The 20032-nt window shown below is 72.4% G+C and carries 20 protein-coding genes; 12 read left to right on the top strand and 8 right to left on the bottom strand.

All coding sequences use genetic code 11. The annotated features are described in order from the left end of the window. Positions 1–138 precede the first annotated feature (138 nt). Both ACIGXW_RS31665 and ACIGXW_RS31660 read right to left on the bottom strand, forming a co-directional pair. Positions 139–1077, bottom strand: coding sequence for a polyphosphate polymerase domain-containing protein (locus ACIGXW_RS31665; RefSeq protein WP_399576380.1), 939 nt, complete (start codon positions 1075–1077; stop codon positions 139–141). Further along, positions 1074–1712 carry a DUF4956 domain-containing protein gene (locus ACIGXW_RS31660; protein WP_399576378.1) on the bottom strand — a complete coding sequence of 213 codons (639 nt, stop codon included), beginning with the start codon at positions 1710–1712 and terminating at the stop codon, positions 1074–1076. Before ACIGXW_RS31660 ends, ACIGXW_RS31665 begins: the two co-directional genes overlap by 4 nt. Before the next feature lie 364 nt (positions 1713–2076). Between ACIGXW_RS31660 and ACIGXW_RS31655 the strand changes: the two genes are divergently transcribed. Then, positions 2077–3570, top strand: a complete 1494-nt coding sequence (locus ACIGXW_RS31655) for an amino acid permease (RefSeq protein ID WP_399576414.1) — start codon at positions 2077–2079, stop codon at positions 3568–3570. Here the strand turns inward: ACIGXW_RS31655 and ACIGXW_RS31650 are convergent. Both ACIGXW_RS31650 and ACIGXW_RS31645 read right to left on the bottom strand, forming a co-directional pair. Further along, positions 3538–4245 carry a VC0807 family protein gene (locus ACIGXW_RS31650; protein ID WP_399576376.1) on the bottom strand — a complete coding sequence of 236 codons (708 nt, stop codon included), beginning with the start codon at positions 4243–4245 and terminating at the stop codon, positions 3538–3540. The two genes, ACIGXW_RS31655 and ACIGXW_RS31650, sit on opposite strands and share 33 nt — an antisense overlap. A 121-nt stretch (positions 4246–4366) precedes the next feature. Then, positions 4367–4612, bottom strand: coding sequence for a hypothetical protein (locus ACIGXW_RS31645; protein WP_071963118.1), 246 nt, complete (start codon positions 4610–4612; stop codon positions 4367–4369). Between the two features lie 279 nt (positions 4613–4891). Here ACIGXW_RS31645 and ACIGXW_RS31640 point away from each other — a divergent pair, with 279 nt between their 5' ends. From ACIGXW_RS31640 to ACIGXW_RS31625, 4 genes are all read left to right on the top strand, one after another. After that, on the top strand, positions 4892–7138 hold the full coding sequence (locus ACIGXW_RS31640; protein ID WP_399576374.1) for a germacradienol/geosmin synthase: 2247 nt from the start codon (positions 4892–4894) through the stop codon (positions 7136–7138). Between the two features lie 97 nt (positions 7139–7235). Beyond that, on the top strand, positions 7236–7859 hold the full coding sequence (locus ACIGXW_RS31635) for a histidine phosphatase family protein (RefSeq protein ID WP_071963120.1): 624 nt from the start codon (positions 7236–7238) through the stop codon (positions 7857–7859). A 117-nt stretch (positions 7860–7976) separates the two neighbouring features. Next, a complete protein-coding gene (locus ACIGXW_RS31630) occupies positions 7977–8465 on the top strand; it encodes a hypothetical protein (RefSeq protein WP_399576372.1) in 489 nt (162 codons plus the stop codon). 241 nt (positions 8466–8706) lie between these two features. Further along, complete coding sequence (locus ACIGXW_RS31625) at positions 8707–9822, top strand: WD40/YVTN/BNR-like repeat-containing protein (protein ID WP_399576371.1); 1116 nt, start codon at positions 8707–8709, stop codon at positions 9820–9822. Positions 9823–9843: 21 nt separating this feature from the next. On the opposite strand, the gene ACIGXW_RS31620 is transcribed toward ACIGXW_RS31625, so the two are convergent. Both ACIGXW_RS31620 and ACIGXW_RS31615 read right to left on the bottom strand, forming a co-directional pair. Beyond that, positions 9844–10170, bottom strand: coding sequence for a putative quinol monooxygenase (locus ACIGXW_RS31620; RefSeq protein WP_071963122.1), 327 nt, complete (start codon positions 10168–10170; stop codon positions 9844–9846). Positions 10171–10340: 170 nt separating this feature from the next. Continuing rightward, positions 10341–11255 (bottom strand): LysR family transcriptional regulator, encoded by a 915-nt coding sequence (locus tag ACIGXW_RS31615; RefSeq protein WP_071963123.1) that lies wholly within the window; start codon positions 11253–11255, stop codon positions 10341–10343. Between the two features lie 95 nt (positions 11256–11350). Between ACIGXW_RS31615 and tdh the strand changes: the two genes are divergently transcribed. Beyond that, positions 11351–12391 carry an L-threonine 3-dehydrogenase gene (gene tdh, locus ACIGXW_RS31610; RefSeq protein WP_071963124.1) on the top strand — a complete coding sequence of 347 codons (1041 nt, stop codon included), beginning with the start codon at positions 11351–11353 and terminating at the stop codon, positions 12389–12391. 28 nt (positions 12392–12419) lie between these two features. After that, a complete protein-coding gene (locus tag ACIGXW_RS31605) occupies positions 12420–13604 on the top strand; it encodes a glycine C-acetyltransferase (RefSeq protein WP_399576369.1) in 1185 nt (394 codons plus the stop codon). 73 nt (positions 13605–13677) lie between these two features. Here the strand turns inward: ACIGXW_RS31605 and ACIGXW_RS31600 are convergent, their stop codons facing one another. Further along, on the bottom strand, positions 13678–14196 hold the full coding sequence (locus tag ACIGXW_RS31600; RefSeq protein WP_071963174.1) for a heme-binding protein: 519 nt from the start codon (positions 14194–14196) through the stop codon (positions 13678–13680). Between the two features lie 268 nt (positions 14197–14464). Between ACIGXW_RS31600 and ACIGXW_RS31595 the strand changes: the two genes are divergently transcribed. Continuing rightward, positions 14465–15712, top strand: coding sequence for a sensor histidine kinase (locus tag ACIGXW_RS31595; protein WP_399576367.1), 1248 nt, complete (start codon positions 14465–14467; stop codon positions 15710–15712). Next, entirely contained in the window at positions 15709–16353 is a 645-nt protein-coding gene (locus ACIGXW_RS31590) for a response regulator transcription factor (RefSeq protein WP_071963126.1), read from the top strand. Before ACIGXW_RS31595 ends, ACIGXW_RS31590 begins: the two co-directional genes overlap by 4 nt. Positions 16354–16716: 363 nt before the next feature. Here ACIGXW_RS31590 and ACIGXW_RS31585 read toward each other — a convergent pair whose 3' ends face one another. Continuing rightward, positions 16717–17961 carry a DUF418 domain-containing protein gene (locus ACIGXW_RS31585; protein ID WP_399576365.1) on the bottom strand — a complete coding sequence of 415 codons (1245 nt, stop codon included), beginning with the start codon at positions 17959–17961 and terminating at the stop codon, positions 16717–16719. Positions 17962–18291: 330 nt separating this feature from the next. Between ACIGXW_RS31585 and ACIGXW_RS31580 the strand changes: the two genes are divergently transcribed. From ACIGXW_RS31580 to ACIGXW_RS31570, 3 genes are all read left to right on the top strand, one after another. Beyond that, positions 18292–18675 carry a hypothetical protein gene (locus ACIGXW_RS31580; RefSeq protein WP_071963128.1) on the top strand — a complete coding sequence of 128 codons (384 nt, stop codon included), beginning with the start codon at positions 18292–18294 and terminating at the stop codon, positions 18673–18675. Beyond that, on the top strand, positions 18672–19478 hold the full coding sequence (locus ACIGXW_RS31575; RefSeq protein ID WP_399576363.1) for a transcriptional regulator: 807 nt from the start codon (positions 18672–18674) through the stop codon (positions 19476–19478). Before ACIGXW_RS31580 ends, ACIGXW_RS31575 begins: the two co-directional genes overlap by 4 nt. A 109-nt stretch (positions 19479–19587) precedes the next feature. After that, on the top strand, positions 19588–19980 hold the full coding sequence (locus ACIGXW_RS31570) for a roadblock/LC7 domain-containing protein (RefSeq protein WP_399576361.1): 393 nt from the start codon (positions 19588–19590) through the stop codon (positions 19978–19980). Positions 19981–20032 lie beyond the last annotated feature (52 nt).

Here is a 20032-nt window from a genome sequence, read left to right as displayed (position 1 = left end):
GGCGACCGCGCCGGTCGCGGTCGTCGATCATACGAACAGGCTAGGAGACCGCATCGGGCAGCCGGGAACCTGATGCGACCCGACGCTTGTGCAACGGGCACCCTACCGGCCGTCCGGCGTGCGACGTACAGCCCGCCTCTACCGCGCCCGGACCGGCGGCGGCCTGCGGACCGCGCCGGTGAAGGCGTGGTGGGCGGCACGCCGCCAGCGGTTGGCCGGGAGGGTGGGGTGCAGGGCGGCCAGGGCGCCGCAGTACTTGGTGAAGTCGGCGGGTCTCAGGCCGTGGGCGTGGAGGAGGCGGTCCGCCTCGGTCAGGCGGCCGGTGCTCTTGGTCTCCACCAGGACCAGGCCCTCGTGACCGTGGACGGTCCGGCCGGTGCGCACGTCGGTGCAGACCAGGCCCGCGTCGCAGGTGATGCGCTCGCCGTCGGCCACCAGCGTGGCCCGGAGGTAGTCGGTGCTCAGCGACGGGTGCAGGGCCCGGGGCGCGTCGATGCCGTACGACTGGCGCAGGGTGGCGGCGAGGAACGAGCGGGAGGGCGCGTCCAGCGGGGTGCCGTCGCCGGTCAGGGGGCGGCGGTGTTTGACGGTGTCGCCGCGCCGCCCCTTGAGCTTGATCTCGAACTGGCGCTCGCCGCTGTCCTGGTAGACGCGTTCGCGGATCTTGAAGCGCAGCCGGCGGCCCTGGCGGTGGTCGTGGAAGGAACGGAGCTCGGGGGTGTCGTAGTAGACGGAGTGGTAGCGGAAGGTGTTCCGGCCGTCGATGGTCAGGATCCGGAAGGGGGCGTGCGGGCGGCGAGGGTCCGTCAGCAGCGCGGCCACGTCGGCGAACGCTTCGACGGGGACCAGGTAGCTGCGGTCGAAGCGGACGAGCAGTTCCGCGCGCTCGTTCACCTCGGCGAGGCCGACCGGCTCGGCGGCGCGGGCGGCCTGCGCGATGGCCCGTACGGACGAGGGCTGGGCGGAGAGGACCTGGGCGGACGGCCCCTGGGCGGACGGGGGCCGCTCCCCCGGCCCGGTCGGCGTCCGGGGAGACAGCTCGGGCAGGGACGCCGGGTGCTGGGCCGGGGCGCTCATACGGTCTCCCAGGCGGGCTTGCCCTGGGAGGCGCGTTCGAGCCGGCCGTCCTGTGCCGGCACCTCCGCGGGTCCCGGCAGCGGCTCGCGGTAGCGCACGTCGACGACCGTCAGGTCGCGTACGTAGTCGACCTCCATGACCGTCCAGTTCAGGGGTTCCCCCAGCCGTCGGGCGAGGTCCGCGCGCAGGGCGGCCGGGTCGGCGTGCACCGCGTCGAGGGTGACCATCGTCCGGCGCGAGCGCGCGAACAGTCTGGGGTGATCGGCCCCGTAAACCACCAGCAGCAGAATTCCGCTGAGCGCGGCCGCCAGACCGAGGGCGAGGTGGGGCAGGCCGCAGACCAGACCGAGGACCAGGATGGTGAAGTAGTAGGCGACCTCTTCGTGCTGGACCGCGTCCGAGCGGAGCCGGATGATCGACAGCACGCCGAAGAGGCCGAAGCCCAGTGCCGCGCCGCCGTTGCCACTGGTCTCCGCGAGTGCCGCCACGACGGTGAACAGGCCGACGTTGAGGGCGAGGTAGGCGGGGACCAGGTCGCGGCGCCGGTGCCGCGGATAGTAGACGGCAAAGGTCAGCAGGCACACGGCGACGAGGTCGAGTCCCAGGTGGGCGGCAAGATGTCGCACGGATTCCATCGCTTCCTCCCTCGGTGCGCCCGGACCGTCCCGGGGCGCTGAGGAAACTCTTGATGAACGCAGTCACCGTACTGGGTGAACGATGCAAATCCTTGACGGAAACACTCGGGACCTGACCAGATCCGGAGGGATCTCGTCCCATTAGGCGCTCTTGCGCGGCCATCCGCCCCGGTGCTCGACCGCGCCGGCGCCCGCGGACCGCGGACCGGCCCGCATCCACGGCCCGGAGCCGGGGCAGGCTCACGCGGTGAGCCCGGCCGAACACCCGCACGCATCCCGGAGGTCTTCCGTGCCGCACCCGAGACGGTCCCGCACCGCTGCCCCGCCCGAGCCGCCGGCCGGCCGCGACCCGGACGCCGACTTACTGCGCGGGCTCGGCTACCGGCCCCAACTGGTCCGGCGCATGGGGGCGATGGGGAACTTCGCCATCTCCTTCTCCGTGATCTCCGTGCTGTCCGGGTGCATGACGCTCTACGGCTTCGGGCTGCGGACCGGCGGCCCGGCGGTGATGATGTGGGGCTGGCTCCTGGTCGGGGCGATGGTGCTGTGCGTGGCCGCCTCCCTCGCCGAGGTGACCAGCGCCTACCCCACCAGCGGGGCCCTGTACTACATGGCGGACCGGCTCGGCGGGCCCCGCTGGGGCTGGTACACCGGCTGGCTCAATCTACTGGGGCTGCTCGGGGCCATCGCGGGCATCGACTACGGCGCCGCGCTGTTCGTGGGCGCCTTCGCCGATCTGCAGTGGGGCTTCGAGGCGACGCCGGGCACGACGATGGCCGTCTACGGGTGCATCCTGCTGCTGCACGCGCTGCTGAACCTCTTCGGCGTCCGTCTGGTGAGCCTGCTGAACTCGGTCAGCGTCTGGTGGCACCTGGCGGGGGTCGCGGTCATCGTCGGCGCCCTGGCGTTCGTACCGTCCCACCACCGCTCGCCCTCCTTCGTCTTCGGGGAGTTCGCCAACGGAACCGGATGGTCCAGCCCCCTGTACGTCGCCGCGGTGGGGCTGCTGGTGGCCCAGTACACCTTCAGCGGTTACGACGCGAGCGCCCATCTGTCGGAGGAGACCACCGGGGCGCAGACCAACGCCCCGCGCGGGATCGTCCGGGCCGTGGCCTGGTCCTGGGCGGCGGGGTTCGTGCTGCTGGCGGGGCTGACGTTCGCGATACAGGACTACGCCGGCACCCGGGACAGCCCGACCGGGGTGCCGCCCGCGCAGATCTTCCTCGACGCCCTGGGGGCGTCCGGGGCCAAGGCCCTGCTGCTCGTCGTGATCGTCGCCCAGTTGTTCTGCGGCAACGCCGAGGTCGCCGCCTGCTCCCGGATGGTCTTCGCCTTCTCCCGGGACGGCGCGCTGCCGGGCTCCCGGTGGTGGCGACGCGTCAGTGCCCGGACCGGGACGCCCGTACCGGCGGTGTGGCTGGCCGTCGCGGCGGCGGGCGTGCTCGCCCTGCCGTCGCTCTACAGCACCACCGCGTACGGCGCGGTCACGGCCGTCAACGTCATCGGGATCACCCCGGCCTACGCCATTCCGGTCTATCTGCGGCTGCGCCACCGGGACCGCTTCCACCGCGGCCCCTGGCACCTGGGCCGATGGAGCGGGCCGGTCGGCTGGGCCGCGGTGGTGTGGGTCGGCGCGGTGACCGTTCTGTTCTGCCTGCCGCAGTCCCGGCCCGCCCACGGCCTGGTCTCCGTCGACACCTTCAACTACGCCCCGGTGGCGCTGCTGGCCGTGCTGGGGCTGGCCGGCCTGTGGTGGCGCGTCGCCGGCCGGCACTCCTACGCCACCCCGGGGGTGGAGCAGGCCGGCGGGCCGGCGAAGGGGGCGCTACCCGGCAGCGGCGGCCGGCTCGGCGGCTGAGGCGGCGGCCGCGGCGGCCTGGCCCCTGGCGCGGGCACGCTTGGAGTAGGTCACGGTCCAGGCGACCAGCAGGGCCGGGACGCCGTAGGACAGCACCGAGTTCACGGCGACCATGGTGTCCGTCGGCAGGGCGTAGGAGAGCCCGATGCGCACCAGCGCCTCGACCGCGTACCCCACGCCCCACACCAGGGTGATCGTGCGCATCACACGGCGGAAGCCGGGCTGCTGCTCCCACAGGGCGTTCCAGCGGGCCAGGCCCTCCTTGGTGCCGTCGGTGCCGAACTTGCGGCCGAAGTAGAACATCAGCGGGCGCGGGGCAGCCAGCGTCGCCAGGCAGACCAGTCCGAACAGGCCGGTGACGGCGGAGTCCTTGACCAGCAGCAGCCGGGTCGAGTGGGGGCCGACGGCGGTGACGGCCAGGGTCAGCAGCATGAAGATGAAGGTGATGACCGCGAATTCGTCGATCCGTCGGTGCCACACCAGGTACACCACCGTGTCCACCAGCGGCCAGACGCTCGACAGCGCCAGGGCGGAGAAGTCGCTCCAGCCCGCGTCGGTCAGCTGGTTGTAGGTCACGATCGGCAACACGACATTGCAGACGATCGAGACGACCCAGCTCAGCACGGTGGTCGTCTTCGTGCGCCGGGAAGAGGGCGCGGGCGATGGTGCGGACATGAATCCCCCAAGATCAGTAACAAATCGGAGGGACCCTAGGGCGAAATCCGGCCATGTGGCAAACCCGCGCCCCATGGCCGGCACGCCGTCGGCGCCGGCCACGGGAGCCTGGTGGGGCGACTCAGCCCTCGGCCAGGGGCGAGCGGAGGTAGATCTGACCGGCCGCCTCCTGCGGCAGCTCGTTCTTGACGAGGGCGGCGGCCCGGTCGACCGGCGCGGTGTCGACGTCGGCCAGGCGGGTGACCCGGCTGGTCAGGGGCTGGCGGGCGGAACCCTGGCCGCCGTTCTCCGCCGCCTCGGCGCTGCCGGCGGTGGAAGCCAGGCCGCAGGCCGCGAGGAGGACCGATCCCGCCGCGACGCGATGCATGATGCGATTTTTCATGACCTGCTCAACGACTGCCGGAAACACCCGACACGAAAAGCGCGAGAACGCCCCCTTTTCAGGTGGATCTCTTCAAGTGGATCTCTTCAGGGGGATCCGGACGACCCAACTCCCCCCAGCTGCAAGATCCTTAACCGAGCCGCTCCCGGCATTCACCACATTGAGGGATAAGCCCACTTTCTTGGGCGTTTCCAGCCGTCCACCGCCTAGCCTGCGAGTGATCGTCCGTCCGCCCCCGGCCCGACGCGAAAGGCCGCGCACGCGATGCCGAACCCCTTCGAGCTTCCCCGCTTCTACACGCCGTATCCGGCACGTCTGAATCCTCATCTGGAAAGCACCCGGGAACACTCCAAGGCGTGGGCCAGGCGGATGGAGATGATCGAAGGCTCCGGTATCTGGGACGAGTCGGACTTCGACTCCCACGACTACGCGCTGCTGTGCTCCTACACCCACCCCGACGCCTCGGGCCCCGAACTCGACCTGGTCACCGACTGGTACGTGTGGGTGTTCTTCTTCGACGACGACTTCCTGGCCAAGTTCAAGCGCACCGGGGACACCCGCGGCGCGCGGGAGTATCTCGACCGGCTGGCCGCGTTCATGCCGCTGGATACGGCCACGCCCGCCGCGGAGCCCGCCAATCAGGTCGAGGCGGGCCTGGCCGACCTGTGGGCCCGTACGGTGCCGGCCATGTCGGACGGCTGGCGGCGGCGCTTCCGGGAGAGCACCTGGCATCTGCTCGAGGAGTCGATGTGGGAGCTGTCCAACATCAACGAGGGCCGGGTCGCCAACCCCGTCGAGTACATCGAGATGCGGCGCAAGGTCGGCGGTGCCCCCTGGTCCGCCAACCTGGTCGAGCACGCGGTGGGCGCCGAGGTCCCCGACGACATCGCGGTGAGCCGGCCGATGCGGGTGCTGAAGGACACCTTCTCCGACGGGGTGCACCTGCGAAACGACCTCTTCTCGTACCAGCGCGAGACCGAGCAGGAGGGCGAACTGGCCAACGCGGTGCTGGTCTTCGAGCACTTCCTGGGCTGTGACACCCAGCAGGCCGCGGACGCCGTGAACGACCTGCTCACCTCCCGGCTCCAGCAGTTCGAGCACACCGCCGTCACCGAGGTCGCTCCCCTGCTGGCGGACCACGGCCTCGACAGCCGGGCGGCCGCCGACGTCTTCGCCTACGTCAAGGGCCTCCAGGACTGGCAGTCCGGCGGCCACGAGTGGCACATGCGCTCCAGCCGTTACATGAACGGCGCTTCCGGCGGCGCCTCCCCCGAGGCGGAGGCGCTGCTGGGCGGCCCCCTCGGTCTCGGCACCTCGGCCGCGCGCCTGGTGCCGTCGATCCTGGCCGCGCTGCCCAGGCGGCTGCGCAGCCATACGCACGTGCCGTTCGAGCAGGTGGGTCATCTGCCGCTCCCCGACTTCCGGATGCCGTTCGAGACCCGGCTCAGCCCACACCTGGACGGTGCCCGCCGGAACAACGTCGAGTGGACCAGCCGGATGGGCATCCTCGAGCCGTCCGCCGCCGATCCCCTCGCCGGGCACTGGGACGAGGAGAAGCTGAGGGACTTCGACCTGGCCCTGTGCGCCGCCGGGATCCACCCGGGGGCGACCGCCGAGGAGCTCGACCTGGGCACCGCCTGGCTCACCTGGGGGACGTACGGCGACGACATCTACCCGGTGTGCTTCGGGCGCACCGGCGACCTGGCCGCGGCGAAGGCGTGCCACGAACGGCTCCTGCTGTTCATGCCGTTGGACGGTGAGGCCCCGACACCCCCGGTGAACTGCCTGGAGCGCAGTCTGTCCGACATCTGGGTGCGCACGGTGGCCCCGATGGACCCGCAGACGCGCAAGGAGTTCCGGGACGCCGTCGAGGTGATGCTGGAGAGCTGGCTGTGGGAGCTGGCGAACCAGCAGCAGAACCGGATCCCCGAGCCGGTCGACTACGTCGAGATGCGGCGGCTGACGTTCGGTTCCAACCTGACCATGTTCCTGTCCCGGCTCCGCCAGGGGAAGGTCCTGCCCCCGGAGGTCTACCGCTCCCGCCCCGTGCAGGCGCTGGAGAACGCGGCCGCGGACTACTCCACCCTCATGAACGACGTCTTCTCCTACCAGAAGGAGATCCAGTTCGAGGGCGAGGTCCACAACGCCGTCCTGGTCGTGCAGAACTTCTTCAACTGCGGGCGCACCGAGGCGCTGGGCATCGTGAGCGATCTGATGCAGTCGCGGATGCGGGAGTTCCAGCACGTCGCCGCCGTGCAGCTGCCCGTGCTCTGCGAGGAGTTCGGCCTGGACGCCGAGGGCCGCGCCGCCCTGGACGGCTATGTCAGGGAGCTGGAGAACTGGATGTCGGCCATCCTCACCTGGCACCGGGACTGCCGCCGCTACGCGGAGGCCGACCTGCTGCGCCACGCCGCCCCGTCCGTGGTCCGGCCGCAGGCGGCGCCGGTGGGCGCCCCCACCGGGCTCGGCACCTCGGGCACCCGGCTCGCCACGCTGCTGCGCACGTCGTGACGGCCTGCGCACCGCCCGGCGCGGAACCGCAGCGCGCGCGGGGGCGTCCCCCGGGAGGACCGACAAGATCGCCGATATCCAGGGGAGTGCTTCGCACATGACGGGAACAGCCGCTCGCTATCTGTATCTGGTCCGGCACGGCGAGGCCTTGGCGGACCAGAGCGGACTGACGGACGCCGGCCGGCGGCAGGCCGTGCTGCTGGGCGAGCGGCTGCGCGGCGTGCCGTTCTCTGCGGTCCACCACAGCCCGCTGGCCCGGGCGGTGCAGACCGCCCAGTTGATCGGCGAGCAGCTGGACGGGGTCCCTCTGCGGCCGGCCCGGGCCGCCGGGGACTACCTCCCGTACGTACCGACGGCGCAGGAGCTGCCGCCGGAGTCGGCGGACTTCCTCCTCGCCTTCCTGGCCCGGTTCCCGGAGGAGGATCCCGAGCTCGGGGCGGCGCTGGCCCGTGAGGCCGTGGAGTCCTTCACGGGGCCGGTGCCGGGCGACGAGCCGCGCCACGAGCTGGTCGTCACCCATAACTTCCTCATCGGCTGGCTCGTACGGGCGGCGCAGGACGCCCCGAAGTGGCGCTGGATCGGTCTCAACCAGGCCAACGCCGCCCTGACCGTCATCCGGTACGCACCGGGACGGCCGTCGTCCGTGCTCTTCTTCAACGACATGCGGCACCTGCCGGAAGAGCTCCGCTGGACGGGCTTCCCGCCCGAACTGCACGTCTGAGGCAACTGCGCGGCCGGGGCGACGATTTCGCACAAGCCTTCGCCCGCGCCGCAGTGAGCGCTTAGCCTGTACGGAATCGGTGATGGACCGTCACCATCCGAACAGTGAGGGACATTCATGCGCACTGTCCTGCCCCGCACCTGGCGTTCCGCCGCGACGCTCGCCGCCGCGGCGGCCGCCTTCGGACTCTTCGGGGCCGCGCCCGCCCAGGCGAGCCCCTCCCCCATACCCGCCCTGAGCGGCACGGAGAAGGCGCTGCTGGGTTCCGACGCACCCAAGGCCGTCCAACTGGACCCCGCCACCGGCGCGATCCTCTCCGTCCGCGCCCTTCCCGGGACCCCGGAGCAGGGGATCGGCCACCACAACTACTGCAACTCCGGCGACGGCTGTTTCCTCAGCGGTCGCGTGCCCTACGCCCACCAGGGCTTCTACGGTTCCGCGGGCACCTCCCGCGGGAACTGGCCCTACCGCAGCGGCTACAACACGGGCAGATACACCGCTTCCGCCTGCTGGGTACAGGCCTGCGCCCAGCGCGCCCTGCCGCCCAACACCCGGGCGGACTTCGGCGGCACCCTCGTGACGGGCACCTCGTTCCGCATCCACTGAACCCGCGAGCGATTCCACGAAGGCCCCCACCGGGAGGTGGGGGCCTTCGCCTTTTCCTGCCTTCCTGCCTTCCTGCCTTCCCGTCGAATATTCGACGAAGGAGCGATCTCGCTTCACTTCTTGCGTCAAGATCGTTTCCAGACGACAGGATTGGCGTTGGATCGCGTTCCGCACCGGACGTCCGACCGCGTAGAACATGATCGTTGATGACCTCGTGTCAGTGCCCCACAAGGGAGAGATCATGAAGCGGACCGGTTCGGCCGTCACCGCGGCAGCCGCTGCCTTCGTCCTGGCCCAGTCGCCCTCCGCCGTCGCGGCGGACGCCCCGGCCTGGACCGTCCCGTCCTGCGCCCGCGTCACCGGCGACGGCGCCGTCACCTACACCACCGACGACGGTGCGAGCCTGGCCCCGACGACCGGAACCCTGAAGCCGGTCAGCTACACCCATGGGCTGGTCGCCCTGGACACCCCCAACACGCTGCTCGCCACCCGCAACAGCGAACTGCAGCGCTCGACGGACGCGGGCTGCACCTGGACCCGCGTCGCGACGCTGGGCAGCGGCTCCACGCGGCTGACCGCGGCCCCCGGCGGCCGCGCCTTCGCCTGGGAGATGAGCGGCGCCTACCTCGCCCGGGTGGACGGCAGGACCGTCACCCCGCTGACCGCCCCCACGGCGAACATCGTGGGCGTGGGCACCGACCGGGCCCGGCCGGGCCATGTGCGCCTCGCCGGCGGCGACGGCCGGCTGTTCGACTCGACGGACGGTGGCGCGAGCTGGAAGGCGGTGGGCAGCCGGGCCTTCGGCGGCGGGACGACCGTGTACTCGGTGGCCTTCGACCCGGCCGACCCGGACCACGCCGTCGCGGGCGGCATGGCGCGCGGCGGGGCGGTGACCACCGACGGCGGGGCCACATGGACGTCGTCCACCGGACTGTCGGCAACTGCGGGCGGCGCGGCGAACCTCTTCCACGCGGTCGTCTCGCCCGCGAACCCCTCGGTCGTCCACGCCCTGGGCATCGACCTGGTGGAGGCCGCGCCGGGCTCGGGCTCCGAGGGCCGCCACCTCTACCGCTCGGCCGACGGCGGCCGCACCTTCGTCAAGACCGTCGACGACTCCGCGGAGACCAAGCTCACCAACGGCACCCTGCTGGCACCGAGCCCCACCGACGCGAACGTGCTCTACTTCGCGTACGGCACCTACTACCAGGACTACGGCACCGACCTGTTCCGCCTCGACACGGCCACGGGCAAGATCGGCAAGACGCACAACGCCTACGACGGCATCTCCGCCATCGCCTTCAACCCCGCCCGGCCGAAGGTGATGTACCTGGGCGTGGAGGAAGTCCGGGTCGACTGACGACGGCGGAGGAGCGTGGCCCTAGCCGCGCGGGGAAAGCTCCGCCATCGCCGACCAACCGGTGCCCGGCACCTCGACGTTGATGATCTGCGGCGTCTCGGCGATCACGTCGGGCATCCAGGCCATGGCGGTCTTGAAGTGCTCGGAGTTCACGTGCACCTCGCCCGCCTCGGCGGACTCGAAGGCCTCCACCAGGACGAACTGGTGGGGGTTGTCCACGCTGCGGGACCACTCGTAGAAGACGTTGCCCGGCTCGTCGCGGGTGGCCTGCGTGAAGTCCTGGACGAGGTCGAGCCACTCCTCGCTCCGCTCGGGGCGGACGGTGAACTTGACGACGATGAAGATCATGGATGCTCCAGGGAGATCGGGTCCGTGGCCCCGGGCGCGGCCGGGGCTCGGTGCCGAGCCGGCCGCGCCCGGGACGGGACCATCGTGCCCCGGGCGGCGCGGCCCCGCGAGCGAACCGGTCGCCGATTCCGGCCCTGCCGGAAAACCGTGCCGCCCAGGCGGTGAGCGCGTCAGGCGCTGAGCGCTGCGGCTCGCTCGCGCAGCTCGGCGAGGGCGAGCCGCAGCAGGGGGTGCCCCTCGCTGCCGCGGCGCACGGCCGTGAAGACCCGCCGGGTGGGGCCCGGCCCGCGCACCGGCCGGACGGCGGGGGTGAGGGCCGGGCGGATGCCGTGCAGTGCCGAGCGCGGCACGAGGGCGACGCCCGCGCCCACGGCGACCAGGGCGCAGACTGCGGAGAAGTCGTCGGACAGGCACTCCACACGGGGCTGGAAGCGGGCCTCCTCGCAGGCGCGCAGCACGGCCTCGTGCACGGGGTTGCCGGGCCAGGGGGTGATCCAGAGGTCGTCGCGCAGGTCGGCCAGATCCACTTCCGGCGCGTCGGCCAGCCGGTGGCCGGGGGGCAGGACCGCGTCGAAGGGCTCCGCGTAGAGCGGGGCGTACAGCAGCTGTCCGTCGCCGGGGGCGAGGGAGTCGCGGTGCTCGACGGCGACGGCGATGTCGACCTCGCCGTCGATGAGCAGGCGCGCGCTGGCGTGCCCCTCGGCGTCCTTGACCCGCACGCGGACCTGGGGCGCCCGCTGCCGCAGGGCGGCGACGGCCGGGGCGACGACCTCGGTGATGGAGGTGGCGAACGCCGCCACGGCCACCTCGCCCACCAGGCCCGTCGAGCAGGCGGCCAGATCGGCCTCGGCCCGCTCCAGCTGTGCGGATATCTCGGTGGCGTGCCGGGCGAGGACGGTGCCGGCGGCGGTCAGCCGCACGGTGCGGCCGCGGCGCTCCAGCAGGGCGTGCCCGGTCTCCGCCTCCAGGGCGGCCAGCTGCTGGGAGACCGCCGAGGGCGAGAGGTAGAGAGCGCCGGCGGCCGCGGTGACGGTGCCGTGGTCGGCGAGGGCGCGCAGCACGCGCAGGCGGCGTGGATCGATCACCGGTCCACTATCGCAGATCGTTAAGCCTGGCTTCACAGCCGATCTCGAAAAATGTTGATGGACTTCACAGCGGTCAGGTTGCACAGTGATCCCTCATGAGGGCATTGGTAAAGACCACCGCTGGACCCGGTCTCGAGCTGACCGAGGTGCCGACCCCCGAGGCCGGCGCCGGACAGGTCCTGATCAAGGTGCTGCGCACGGGCATCTGCGGGACCGATCTGCACATCGACAGCTGGGACGACTGGGCGGCCCGCGTGGTCCGCGCCCCCCTCGTGCTGGGCCACGAGTTCGCCGGCGAGGTCGTGGCGACGGGCCCGGGCGTCACCGGCGTGAAGGTCGGCGACACCGTCAGCGGCGAGGGCCACCTCGTCTGCGGCACCTGCCGCAACTGCATGGCCGGCCGCCGCCACCTGTGCATCCGCACGGTCGGCCTCGGCGTCCACACCGACGGCGCCTTCGCCGAGTACGTGGTCCTGCCCGAGTCGAACGTCTGGGTGCACCGGCACGAGATCGACATCGACGTCGCCGCCATATTCGACCCGTTCGGCAACGCCGTGCACACGGCCCTCGCCTTCCCCGTCCTCAACGAGGACGTGCTGATCACCGGCGCCGGTCCCATCGGCATGATGGCCGCGGCCGTCGCCGAGCACGCCGGGGCGCGCTCCACCGTCATCACCGACGTCAGCCCGTACCGGCTCGCCCTGGCGCAGAAGATGGGCGCCACCGTCGCCCTCGACGTCAGCAGCCGGCGCATCGCCGACGTCATGCCGGAGCTCGGCATGACCGAGGGCTTCGACATCGGCATGGAGATGTCCGGCCGCGCCGACGCCCTCCAGGACATGATCGCCACCATGTCGCCGGGCGGCCGCATCGCCGCCCTCGGCCTGCCCACCGGCGACGTGAGCATCGACATGGCCACCGTCGTGACCCGCATGCTGACCCTGCGCGGCATCTACGGCCGTGAGATGTACGAGACCTGGTACGCGATGTCCGTGCTGCTGCGCAGCGGTCTGGACATCTCCCCGGTGATAACGCACCGGTTCGGGTTCGAGCAGCACGCCGAGGCGTTCGCCACCGCCCGTTCCGGCCAGTGCGGGAAGGTCGTCATCGACTGGACCCGGCCGACCGCCCCCTGACGCAGCCCCCACGACGAGGAGTCACCCCGTGTTCGACAGCATGCGCGAGCACCTGCGCACCGAGCTGCAGGACATCCGCGACGCCGGCCTGTATAAGTCCGAGCGTGTGATCACCAGCCCGCAGTCCGCCGCGATCAGCGTGGGCGAGGGCAAGGTGCTGAACTTCTGCGCCAACAACTACCTCGACCTCGCCGACCACCCCGAGGTCATCGCCGCCGCCAAGAAGGCCCTGGACGACTGGGGCTTCGGCATGGCCTCCGTCCGGTTCATCTGCGGCACCCAGGCGCCGCACAAGGAGCTGGAGGAGAAGATCTCCCGGTTCCTCGGCATGGAGGACACGATCCTCTACAGCTCCTGCTTCGACGCGAACGGCGGTGTCTTCGAGACGCTGCTGAGCGCCGAGGACGCGGTGATCTCCGACGAGCTCAACCACGCGAGCATCATCGACGGCATCCGCCTGTCGAAGGCGGCCCGCTTCCGCTACCGCAACCGCGACATGGCCGACCTGGAGCGCTGCCTGCAGGAGGCCTCCGGCGCGCGCCACAAGCTGATCGTCACCGACGGCGTGTTCTCCATGGACGGCTACATCGCCCCCCTGGACGAGATCTGCGACCTGGCCGATCGCTACGGCGCAATGGTGATGGTCGACGACTCGCACGCCGTCGGCTTCGTCGGCGAGGAGGGCCGGGGCACCCCCGAGCTCTTCGGTGTGACCGAGCGGGTCGACATCATCACCGGCACCCTGGGCAAGGCGCTCGGCGGCGCCAGCGGCGGCTACGTCGCGGCCCGCGCCGAGATCGTCGAGCTGCTGCGCCAGCGCTCGCGCCCGTACCTCTTCTCGAACTCCCTCGCGCCGTCCATCGTCGGCGCCTCGCTGCGGGTGCTCGAGCTGCTGACCGAGTCCGGCGACCGCCGGGCGCGGCTGCGGGAGAACACCAAGCTCTTCCGCGCGGAGATGACCGCCGCGGGCTTCGACATCCTGCCGGGCGAGCACGCGATCGCCCCGGTGATGGTCGGCGACGCCGCGCTGGCCGCCCGGATGGCGGCGGCGCTGCTGGAGAAGGGCATCTACGTGATCGCCTTCTCCTACCCCGTCGTGCCCAAGGGGAAGGCGCGCATCCGCGTCCAGCTGTCCGCCGCGCACTCGCGCGAGGACGTCCTGCGCACGGTCGCGGCGTTCCGCGAGGTCCGCGACGCGCTCGGCGCGGCGTAGCCGTCCGCTTGCCTCACCCCGGTGCCCGGCGGCTGTCGAAGCCGCCGGGCACCGGTGCGTGCGGCGCCGGGCGTTACTTGCCGATCTCGGCCACGCCCGCCCGCGCGTACTTCTCGTCGAGGTCCCCGCTCGGCGCGCCCGCCACGCCGATGCCGGCGACCGGGGCGCCCTGGGCCTGGACCGGGGCGCCGCCGGGCAGGAAGAGGGTGCCGGGAATGTCCTTCAGGTTCGGCGCCTGCTGCAGGCGCTTGACCAGCTCGGAGGTGGGGGCGTTCCAGGAGACCGCCGTGTAGGCCTTGCGCTGGGCGGACTCGTAGGACTGCGGGCCCGCGCCGTCGCCGCGCAGGGTGACCAGGGTGTTGCCGTTGCGGTCGACGACCGCGACGGACACCTTCTGGCCGTCCTTCTTGGCGGCGGCGAGCGCCGCCTTCGCGGCCTCGGCCGCCGACTCCACCGTCAGGTGGGTGCTCTGGGTGAAGCCCTTGGGCGCGGGGGACGCGGCCGTCGCGGAGACGGCGCCGAAGGTGCCGGCACCGACGGCGACGACCGCGGCGACGGTCAGCACCCGGGCGCGGACGGGGAACTTCTGCAGGCTCTTCATGAGGGCTCCTTGGCCAGTGGGCGTACGGGGACGGCGACGCCCGGACGGCGGCGGGGAGCCGCCGGCCGTGCGCCGTGCCTCCATCCTCGGAGCGCCCGCGCCCCGCGCCCGTCGTCGTTCCGGCTGCTCCGGGCGGACAGGACGGCCGACCCCCGGGTCAACCGATCGGATGATGCGGAGGGGGCCGGGAGGGGTTAGGACGGGAGGGCAGCACCGTTTCGGTGAGCGTTCCGGCAGGATTCGGCAAGAGAGGCCGCCCGTGCACAGCCCCCCACCGCAGGCTAAGGACCCGGCCCGGTCCCGCGACCGCGGCGGCGACCCCGACGCCTTGTGGTTCACCGCGATCCGGCACGCCGCGTTCTTCCTGCTCCTCGGCGCGTCCCTCGTCCGCTTCCTGCTCCGCCACCCCGGCGAGCCCCGCATTCCGTGGGTGGCCGCCCTGAGCGCCGTGCTGGCCGGGCTGTACGTGCTCGGTTCGGCGCTCGGTGACGCCGCGGTCGCCCGCCGCCGGCTGTGGCTCGGCGCGGTCGTCGCGGTCTGGGTCGTCCTCGTCGTGCTCGCGCCGAGCTTCGCGTGGTGCGCGATCCCCCTCGTCTACACCAGCCTGCACACGCTGCCGGTGCGGGCCGCGCTCGCCCTGATCGGCGTGCTGACCGTGTTCGTCGTGGCCGCGCAGATCAGCCTCTTCGGGTTCGACCCGAACCTCGTCGTCGCCCCGCCGACCGTCGCCGCGATGGCGACCGCCGTCTTCGTGCACATGCAGCGGCAGGCGTCCCGGCAGCGCGCGCTGATCGACGACCTGCTGCGCACCCGGCGCGAACTGGCCGCGACCGAGCGGCGCGAGGGCACGCTCGCCGAGCGGCAGCGGCTGTCGATGGAGATCCACGACACCCTGGCCCAGGGGCTGTCCAGCCAGCAGATGCTGCTGCAGGCCGCGGACCGCGTCTGGGACGCGGACCCGCTCACAGCCCGCGCGCATGTGCGCACCGCCGTGGGCGTCGCCGCCCGCGGCCTGGCGGAGGCCCGGCGCTTCGTCCACGACCTGGCACCGCCCGACCTGGACCGGGGCGTATCGCTCGGCGAGGCCCTGCGCGCCCTGGCCGGGCGGGAGTCGACGGGCGGGCTCACCGTGCGCTTCCACCTGGAAGGGGTACCCACACCACTGCCGGGCCGGGTCGAGTCGGCGCTGCTGCGCATCGCCCAGGGGGCGCTCGCCAATGTGCGCGAGCACTCCGGGGCGACCACCGCCGCCCTCACCCTCACCTGCCTCGACGACCAGGTCGTGCTGGACATCGCCGACGACGGGCGGGGCTTCGACCTCGGCGCCACCCACCCGGGCGAGGGCGGCCGCGGGCACGGTCTGCCCGCCATGCGCGCCCGCGTCCTGGCGGTCGGCGGCCGGCTGAGCGTGGAGTCGGCGCCCGGCGAGGGCACCGTCGTCTCCGCGTCCGTCCCCTCGCGCCCCTCCCCCTCCTCTCCTACCTCCCCCTCCTCGGAGCTTCCGTGAACACCTCCCCTGTGCGTCTGCTGCTGTGCGACGACCACGCCGTCGTACGGGCCGGGCTGCTGGCCCTGCTCGCGAGCGAACCCGGCATCGAGGTCGTCGGAGAGGCCGGCACCGGCGAGGCGGCCGTCGCACTGGCCGCCAAGCTCCAGCCCGACGTGGTCCTGATGGACCTTCAGCTCGGCCCGGGCATCGGCGGCGTGGAGGCCACCCGCCGCATCACCGCGGCGGCCGGCGGGACGACGCATGTGCTGGTCCTGACCACGTACGACACGGACGCGGACGTCACGCGCGCGATCGAGGCCGGGGCCACGGGCTATCTGCTGAAGGCCGAGCGCCCCGAGGAGCTGTTCTCCGCCGTCCACGCCGCGGCCCAGGGGCGCACCGCCCTCTCGGCACCGGTCGCCGGCCGGGTGATGGCCCACCTGCGCGGCGCCCGGCCGGCGACGGGCACGCTCACGGAGCGCGAGCGCGACATCCTGGGGCAGCTGGCGCGCGGCCTGGGCAACCGTGAGATCGCCCGTGCGCTGTTCATCAGCGAGGCCACGGTCAAGACCCACCTGGGCCGCATCTACGCCAAGCTCGGCGTCGACACCCGTGCGGGCGCGGTGGCCGTGGCCAAGGAACAGCGCCTCCTGCCCTGACAGGGGCCGCACCGGCCTCCACCTCAAGGCGGCCCCGAAGGCCCGGGTCGCTCGCGGCGGACGGCCCGGGCCGCGCGTATCAGCAGCAGCACGGCTCCCGCGGTCAGCACCGCGCGCCGGCCCTCACCGCGACGGCCGGCAGTGCGGCGGCCGCCAGGGCGCTCCCCCATCCGGGTACGTGCCCGGTCGCCAGGAACAGGCTGCCCGCCGTCAACACCGCGAGGCCGACCGCCCACGGCCCCGGCGCCCCGGCCGCCGGAGGCGCCGAAGGTCTACGGCGGCGTGACTATGGTTCAAGGCCACCGGGCCGGAAGTCTGCGGGTGAGCGGAGCACGCCCCACAGCCGGGGCGGCACGGCCCGACTCAGCGCCGCAGGGCCCACCTCTGCACCGCCTCCAGCGGTCCGTGGGAGAACCGTCGCAGCCACAGGGCGGAGGCGGCCATGAGGACGGCGCACACCACGGCCCACAGTCCCATCACCCACCACGGGGCGAAGTCGCCGAAGCGGGCGGCCAGTCCCAGGCCGATGCCGTAGGAGGCCAGCATGCACAGCACGTTCTGGGCGACGTAGCAGGACAGCGCGGTGCGGCCCACCGAGGTCAGGCCGGAGGTCAGCAGGCCGCCGCCGCGGATCCGGTCGGTGAGCGCGCCGATCAGGCCGATGTAGCCGAGCGCCACGACCGGGGCGGCCACGTAGCGGCCGAGCAGGTAGAAGTCGGCGCCGCCCAGGGCTGTCGCCACGTTCAGCGGCACGCCGATGCCGAGTCCCCACTGGAGCAGCCGGGCGCGGATGCGGCGGCCGTCGGCGTCCGGGGCGAAGGCACCCGCGCGGTAGAGCCGTACGCCGAGGAGGAAGAGGAAGACCAACAGCGCGAAGGAGAGGACCGGTTCCATGCGCAGCACGACGGCGTTGTGGAGGCGGAAGGCGATCTGGTCGAGGTAGCCGCCGTGGGCGTAGAGGTCGACGACGCGGCGGCTCGGCCCGTCGGTGTCGTCGGACTGCGAGGCGAGCGATCCCAGGGTGAGCAGCGACATGAGGGCCAGGTGCAGGGCCGCCGCGCACCACATCGCCCTGTGGCGGAACCGGTCGGAGCGGGTGAGCAGCCAGGCCACGAGCAGTGCGGTGACCGCGTAGCCCATGAGGACGTCCCAGGCGAAGACGAGGACGAAGTGCAGCGTTCCTTCGCCGAACAGGAACAGGGCCCGCCACCGGTACCGGCCCGGCCATGGCTGTCCGCGCTTGGCTGCGGAGCCGAACTGGATGGCCAGTCCGACGCCGAACAGGACGGTCAGCATGGCCAGGAACTTGCCGTCGGCGAGGAGCCGGAAGAGGCATTCGGCCGCCGCCGGGAGGGACGGGTCGGATACCACGTGGTGCAGGGAGGAGCCTCCGGTGCCGGAGAGGATGCCCCATTCCGCGCCGGGGCCGGTGAAGATCCATACGTTGGTCATCAGCGTGCCGAGGATCGCCGTGCCCCGCAGTACGTCCAGGAGCGCGAGCCGTCCGCCGGGCCCGGCCGCGCCGGTGACCTGCCCGGACGCCGGGCGGTGCGCGGGCGTCGGCGGGGTTCTCGGTGAAGGGGCTGCTGGCCGTGCGGTGTCCGACATCGCGATCTCCTGGATTCGTCGTTGTCTTCATCGTCACCGTGCGTCGCGCGAGGGGCTTCGTAGGCGGTGATGAAACCGCGCTACATCTTTCGATGTAGGGGGAGATCTTCGGTGGCTCGTGTCATCGTGGCGGTGGGTGTCTTCGGCCGCCGTAAACCGCCGGATCCGGCCATTAGCACGTCGGTACATGTGCCGATGGGAAATGCCAAAACCCTCACCTCACACCACTGTTATCGATTACCTTCCGTCGCACAGGGCATGCCACTGGTGATCGCCACCCGTACGTAGTCGCGGCGCGCAGCTGGCCGCCGCGCCGCTGGAGAGGATCGTGTGACCGGTATCGACGGGTGCTTGGCCGAGGCCATGACCATCCCCGGGGCGCGGGGCGCGAGCCTGGTGGACTGGACCAGCGGGCTCGCCCTGGGGGCGGCCGGCGAGGGACCGGAAGGCGACCACGAGGCCGCCGCGGCGGACGCCGCCGAGCTGGCCCGGCTGGCCTTCGAGAACAGCGCGTTCACCCGCTCCGCCCCCGACGCGGGACCGGTGGAGGACCTGATCGTCACGGCGCGCGGGAGCTACCACCTGATCCGCTTCGTGCAGACCGCCTTCGACAGCAGCGTCTTCCTCTACGTGTGGCTGGACCGGGCCGAGGCCAATCTCGCGGTGGCCCTGTTCCGGCTCAAGGACCTGACCGCCAGGCTGGTCGTGGCATGAGCGCGGAGGCGAACGGCCCGGAGGGCATACGGGCGGCCACGGGCGACGGCACGCTGGCCCGGCTCGCCGCCGAGCGCGCCACGGGCGCCCTGCACGGCCGCGTCGGCGCGCTCTATCTCGCCGACGGCGCGATCGTGCACGCCGAGAGTCCCGCCGTGCCCGACGTGGGGTGGCGGCTCACGGCCGGGGGCCGGCTCTCGCCCGAGTGCTGGGACGAGGCGGTGGAGGAGGGCGGTCCCGACTACCGGGCGGGCACCTTCCTCGTCGAGCACGGCCGGTTGAGCAGGGGCGAGCTGGAACTGTGCCATCTGAGCGCCCTGTTCGACGCCGCCTACTTCGTCCTGTCCCCGCTGGACGCCACCCAGCGGGCGCCGGAGCGGTTCCTCAGTCAGGCCCGGCACTGGTTCGGTCCCGTCCGTCCGGTTCCCGTCCCCCTCCTCCAGCGGGAGATGCGGCGCCGGCGGAGCCTGCTGGAGCGGGCCTGGCCGTGGCCGGAGGTGGACGCGGCCCCGGTGGTGCCCGTAGCCGGCCCCGGTCCCCACGCGCGGGGGCCCGGGCCGACGTGCGGACGGCGGGCCGTCCTGGAGGCCGCCGACGGGGTGCGGACGCCGCTGCAGATCGCCCGGGCGCTGGGGCGTTCGGCCTTCGCCACCCTCCTCGACGTCCGGCGGCTGGCGGCCGCGGGGCTGGTCCGTACCCCGCAGGCGGGCGCGGCGCCGGCCCGTGCGCCGCTGCGCTCCGCCACCGCCGCTCCGGAGATCTCCCTGCTCTACCGGATCCGCGACGCTTTGGAGGCCCTGTGACCCTCGAACGACCCGTGCCCGTGTCGTGCACCGGCTCGCCGGACCGCCGGGTTCCACCGATCTCATGATGAGGCGTGCGCTGAGGCAGTTCGCCGGAAGGAGACAGTCGATGACCGCCGCACCCGAGGTGCTCGCCGAGCTCCAGGGGTTACGTGTCCGGGTACCGCATCTGACCGGTGCGCTGGTGGCGAGCACCGACGGGCTGGTGATCGCGCATCTGGTCAGCGAGATGGAGCCGGACGGCGTGGCCGCGCTGACCGCCGCCGCCCTGGGAGTCGGCGCGCGGCTGACGAACGCCGTGGGCCACGGAGGCTTCCGCGAACTGATCGTCAGCGGCGAACTCGGCTACGTGGCCACGTACGCCGCCGGGGGCTCCTGCGTCCTGACGCTGCTGGCCTCGGCCGACGCCAACGTGGGCCGGCTGAACCTCGAGGCCCGCAGGGCCGGTACGCGCATAGCCGCCCTGGCGGAGAGCACGCTGGAGCGCCAGCGGCAGCCGTGACGGCGGGCCGCCCCGACGCCAATAAATAGCGACAAAACGATACTTACCTCTA

It is taken from the genome of Streptomyces sp. NPDC053079, from assembly GCF_044546695.1.
Taxonomy (GTDB): domain Bacteria; phylum Actinomycetota; class Actinomycetes; order Streptomycetales; family Streptomycetaceae; genus Streptomyces.
Note: the sequence above shows the minus strand (reverse complement) of the source record. Positions and strands in the feature narration are given on the sequence as shown.

Bases quoted from the DNA above. Each gene is read 5' to 3' on its own strand.
- ACIGXW_RS31650 (WP_399576376.1), bottom strand. From the start codon at position 4,245: ATGTCCGCACCATCGCCCGCGCCCTCTTCCCGGCGCACGAAGACGACC.
- ACIGXW_RS31640 (WP_399576374.1), top strand. From the start codon at position 4,892: ATGCCGAACCCCTTCGAGCTTCCCCGCTTCTACACGCCGTATCCGGCA.
- ACIGXW_RS31585 (WP_399576365.1), bottom strand. From the start codon at position 17,961: ATGTCGGACACCGCACGGCCAGCAGCCCCTTCACCGAGAACCCCGCCG.
- ACIGXW_RS31630 (WP_399576372.1), top strand. From the start codon at position 7,977: ATGCGCACTGTCCTGCCCCGCACCTGGCGTTCCGCCGCGACGCTCGCC.
- ACIGXW_RS31570 (WP_399576361.1), top strand. From the start codon at position 19,588: ATGACCGCCGCACCCGAGGTGCTCGCCGAGCTCCAGGGGTTACGTGTC.
- ACIGXW_RS31645 (WP_071963118.1), bottom strand. From the start codon at position 4,612: ATGCATCGCGTCGCGGCGGGATCGGTCCTCCTCGCGGCCTGCGGCCTG.
- ACIGXW_RS31575 (WP_399576363.1), top strand. From the start codon at position 18,672: ATGAGCGCGGAGGCGAACGGCCCGGAGGGCATACGGGCGGCCACGGGC.
- ACIGXW_RS31620 (WP_071963122.1), bottom strand. From the start codon at position 10,170: ATGATCTTCATCGTCGTCAAGTTCACCGTCCGCCCCGAGCGGAGCGAG.
- ACIGXW_RS31660 (WP_399576378.1), bottom strand. From the start codon at position 1,712: ATGGAATCCGTGCGACATCTTGCCGCCCACCTGGGACTCGACCTCGTC.
- tdh (WP_071963124.1), top strand. From the start codon at position 11,351: ATGAGGGCATTGGTAAAGACCACCGCTGGACCCGGTCTCGAGCTGACC.
- ACIGXW_RS31665 (WP_399576380.1), bottom strand. From the start codon at position 1,077: ATGAGCGCCCCGGCCCAGCACCCGGCGTCCCTGCCCGAGCTGTCTCCC.
- ACIGXW_RS31635 (WP_071963120.1), top strand. From the start codon at position 7,236: ATGACGGGAACAGCCGCTCGCTATCTGTATCTGGTCCGGCACGGCGAG.
- ACIGXW_RS31625 (WP_399576371.1), top strand. From the start codon at position 8,707: ATGAAGCGGACCGGTTCGGCCGTCACCGCGGCAGCCGCTGCCTTCGTC.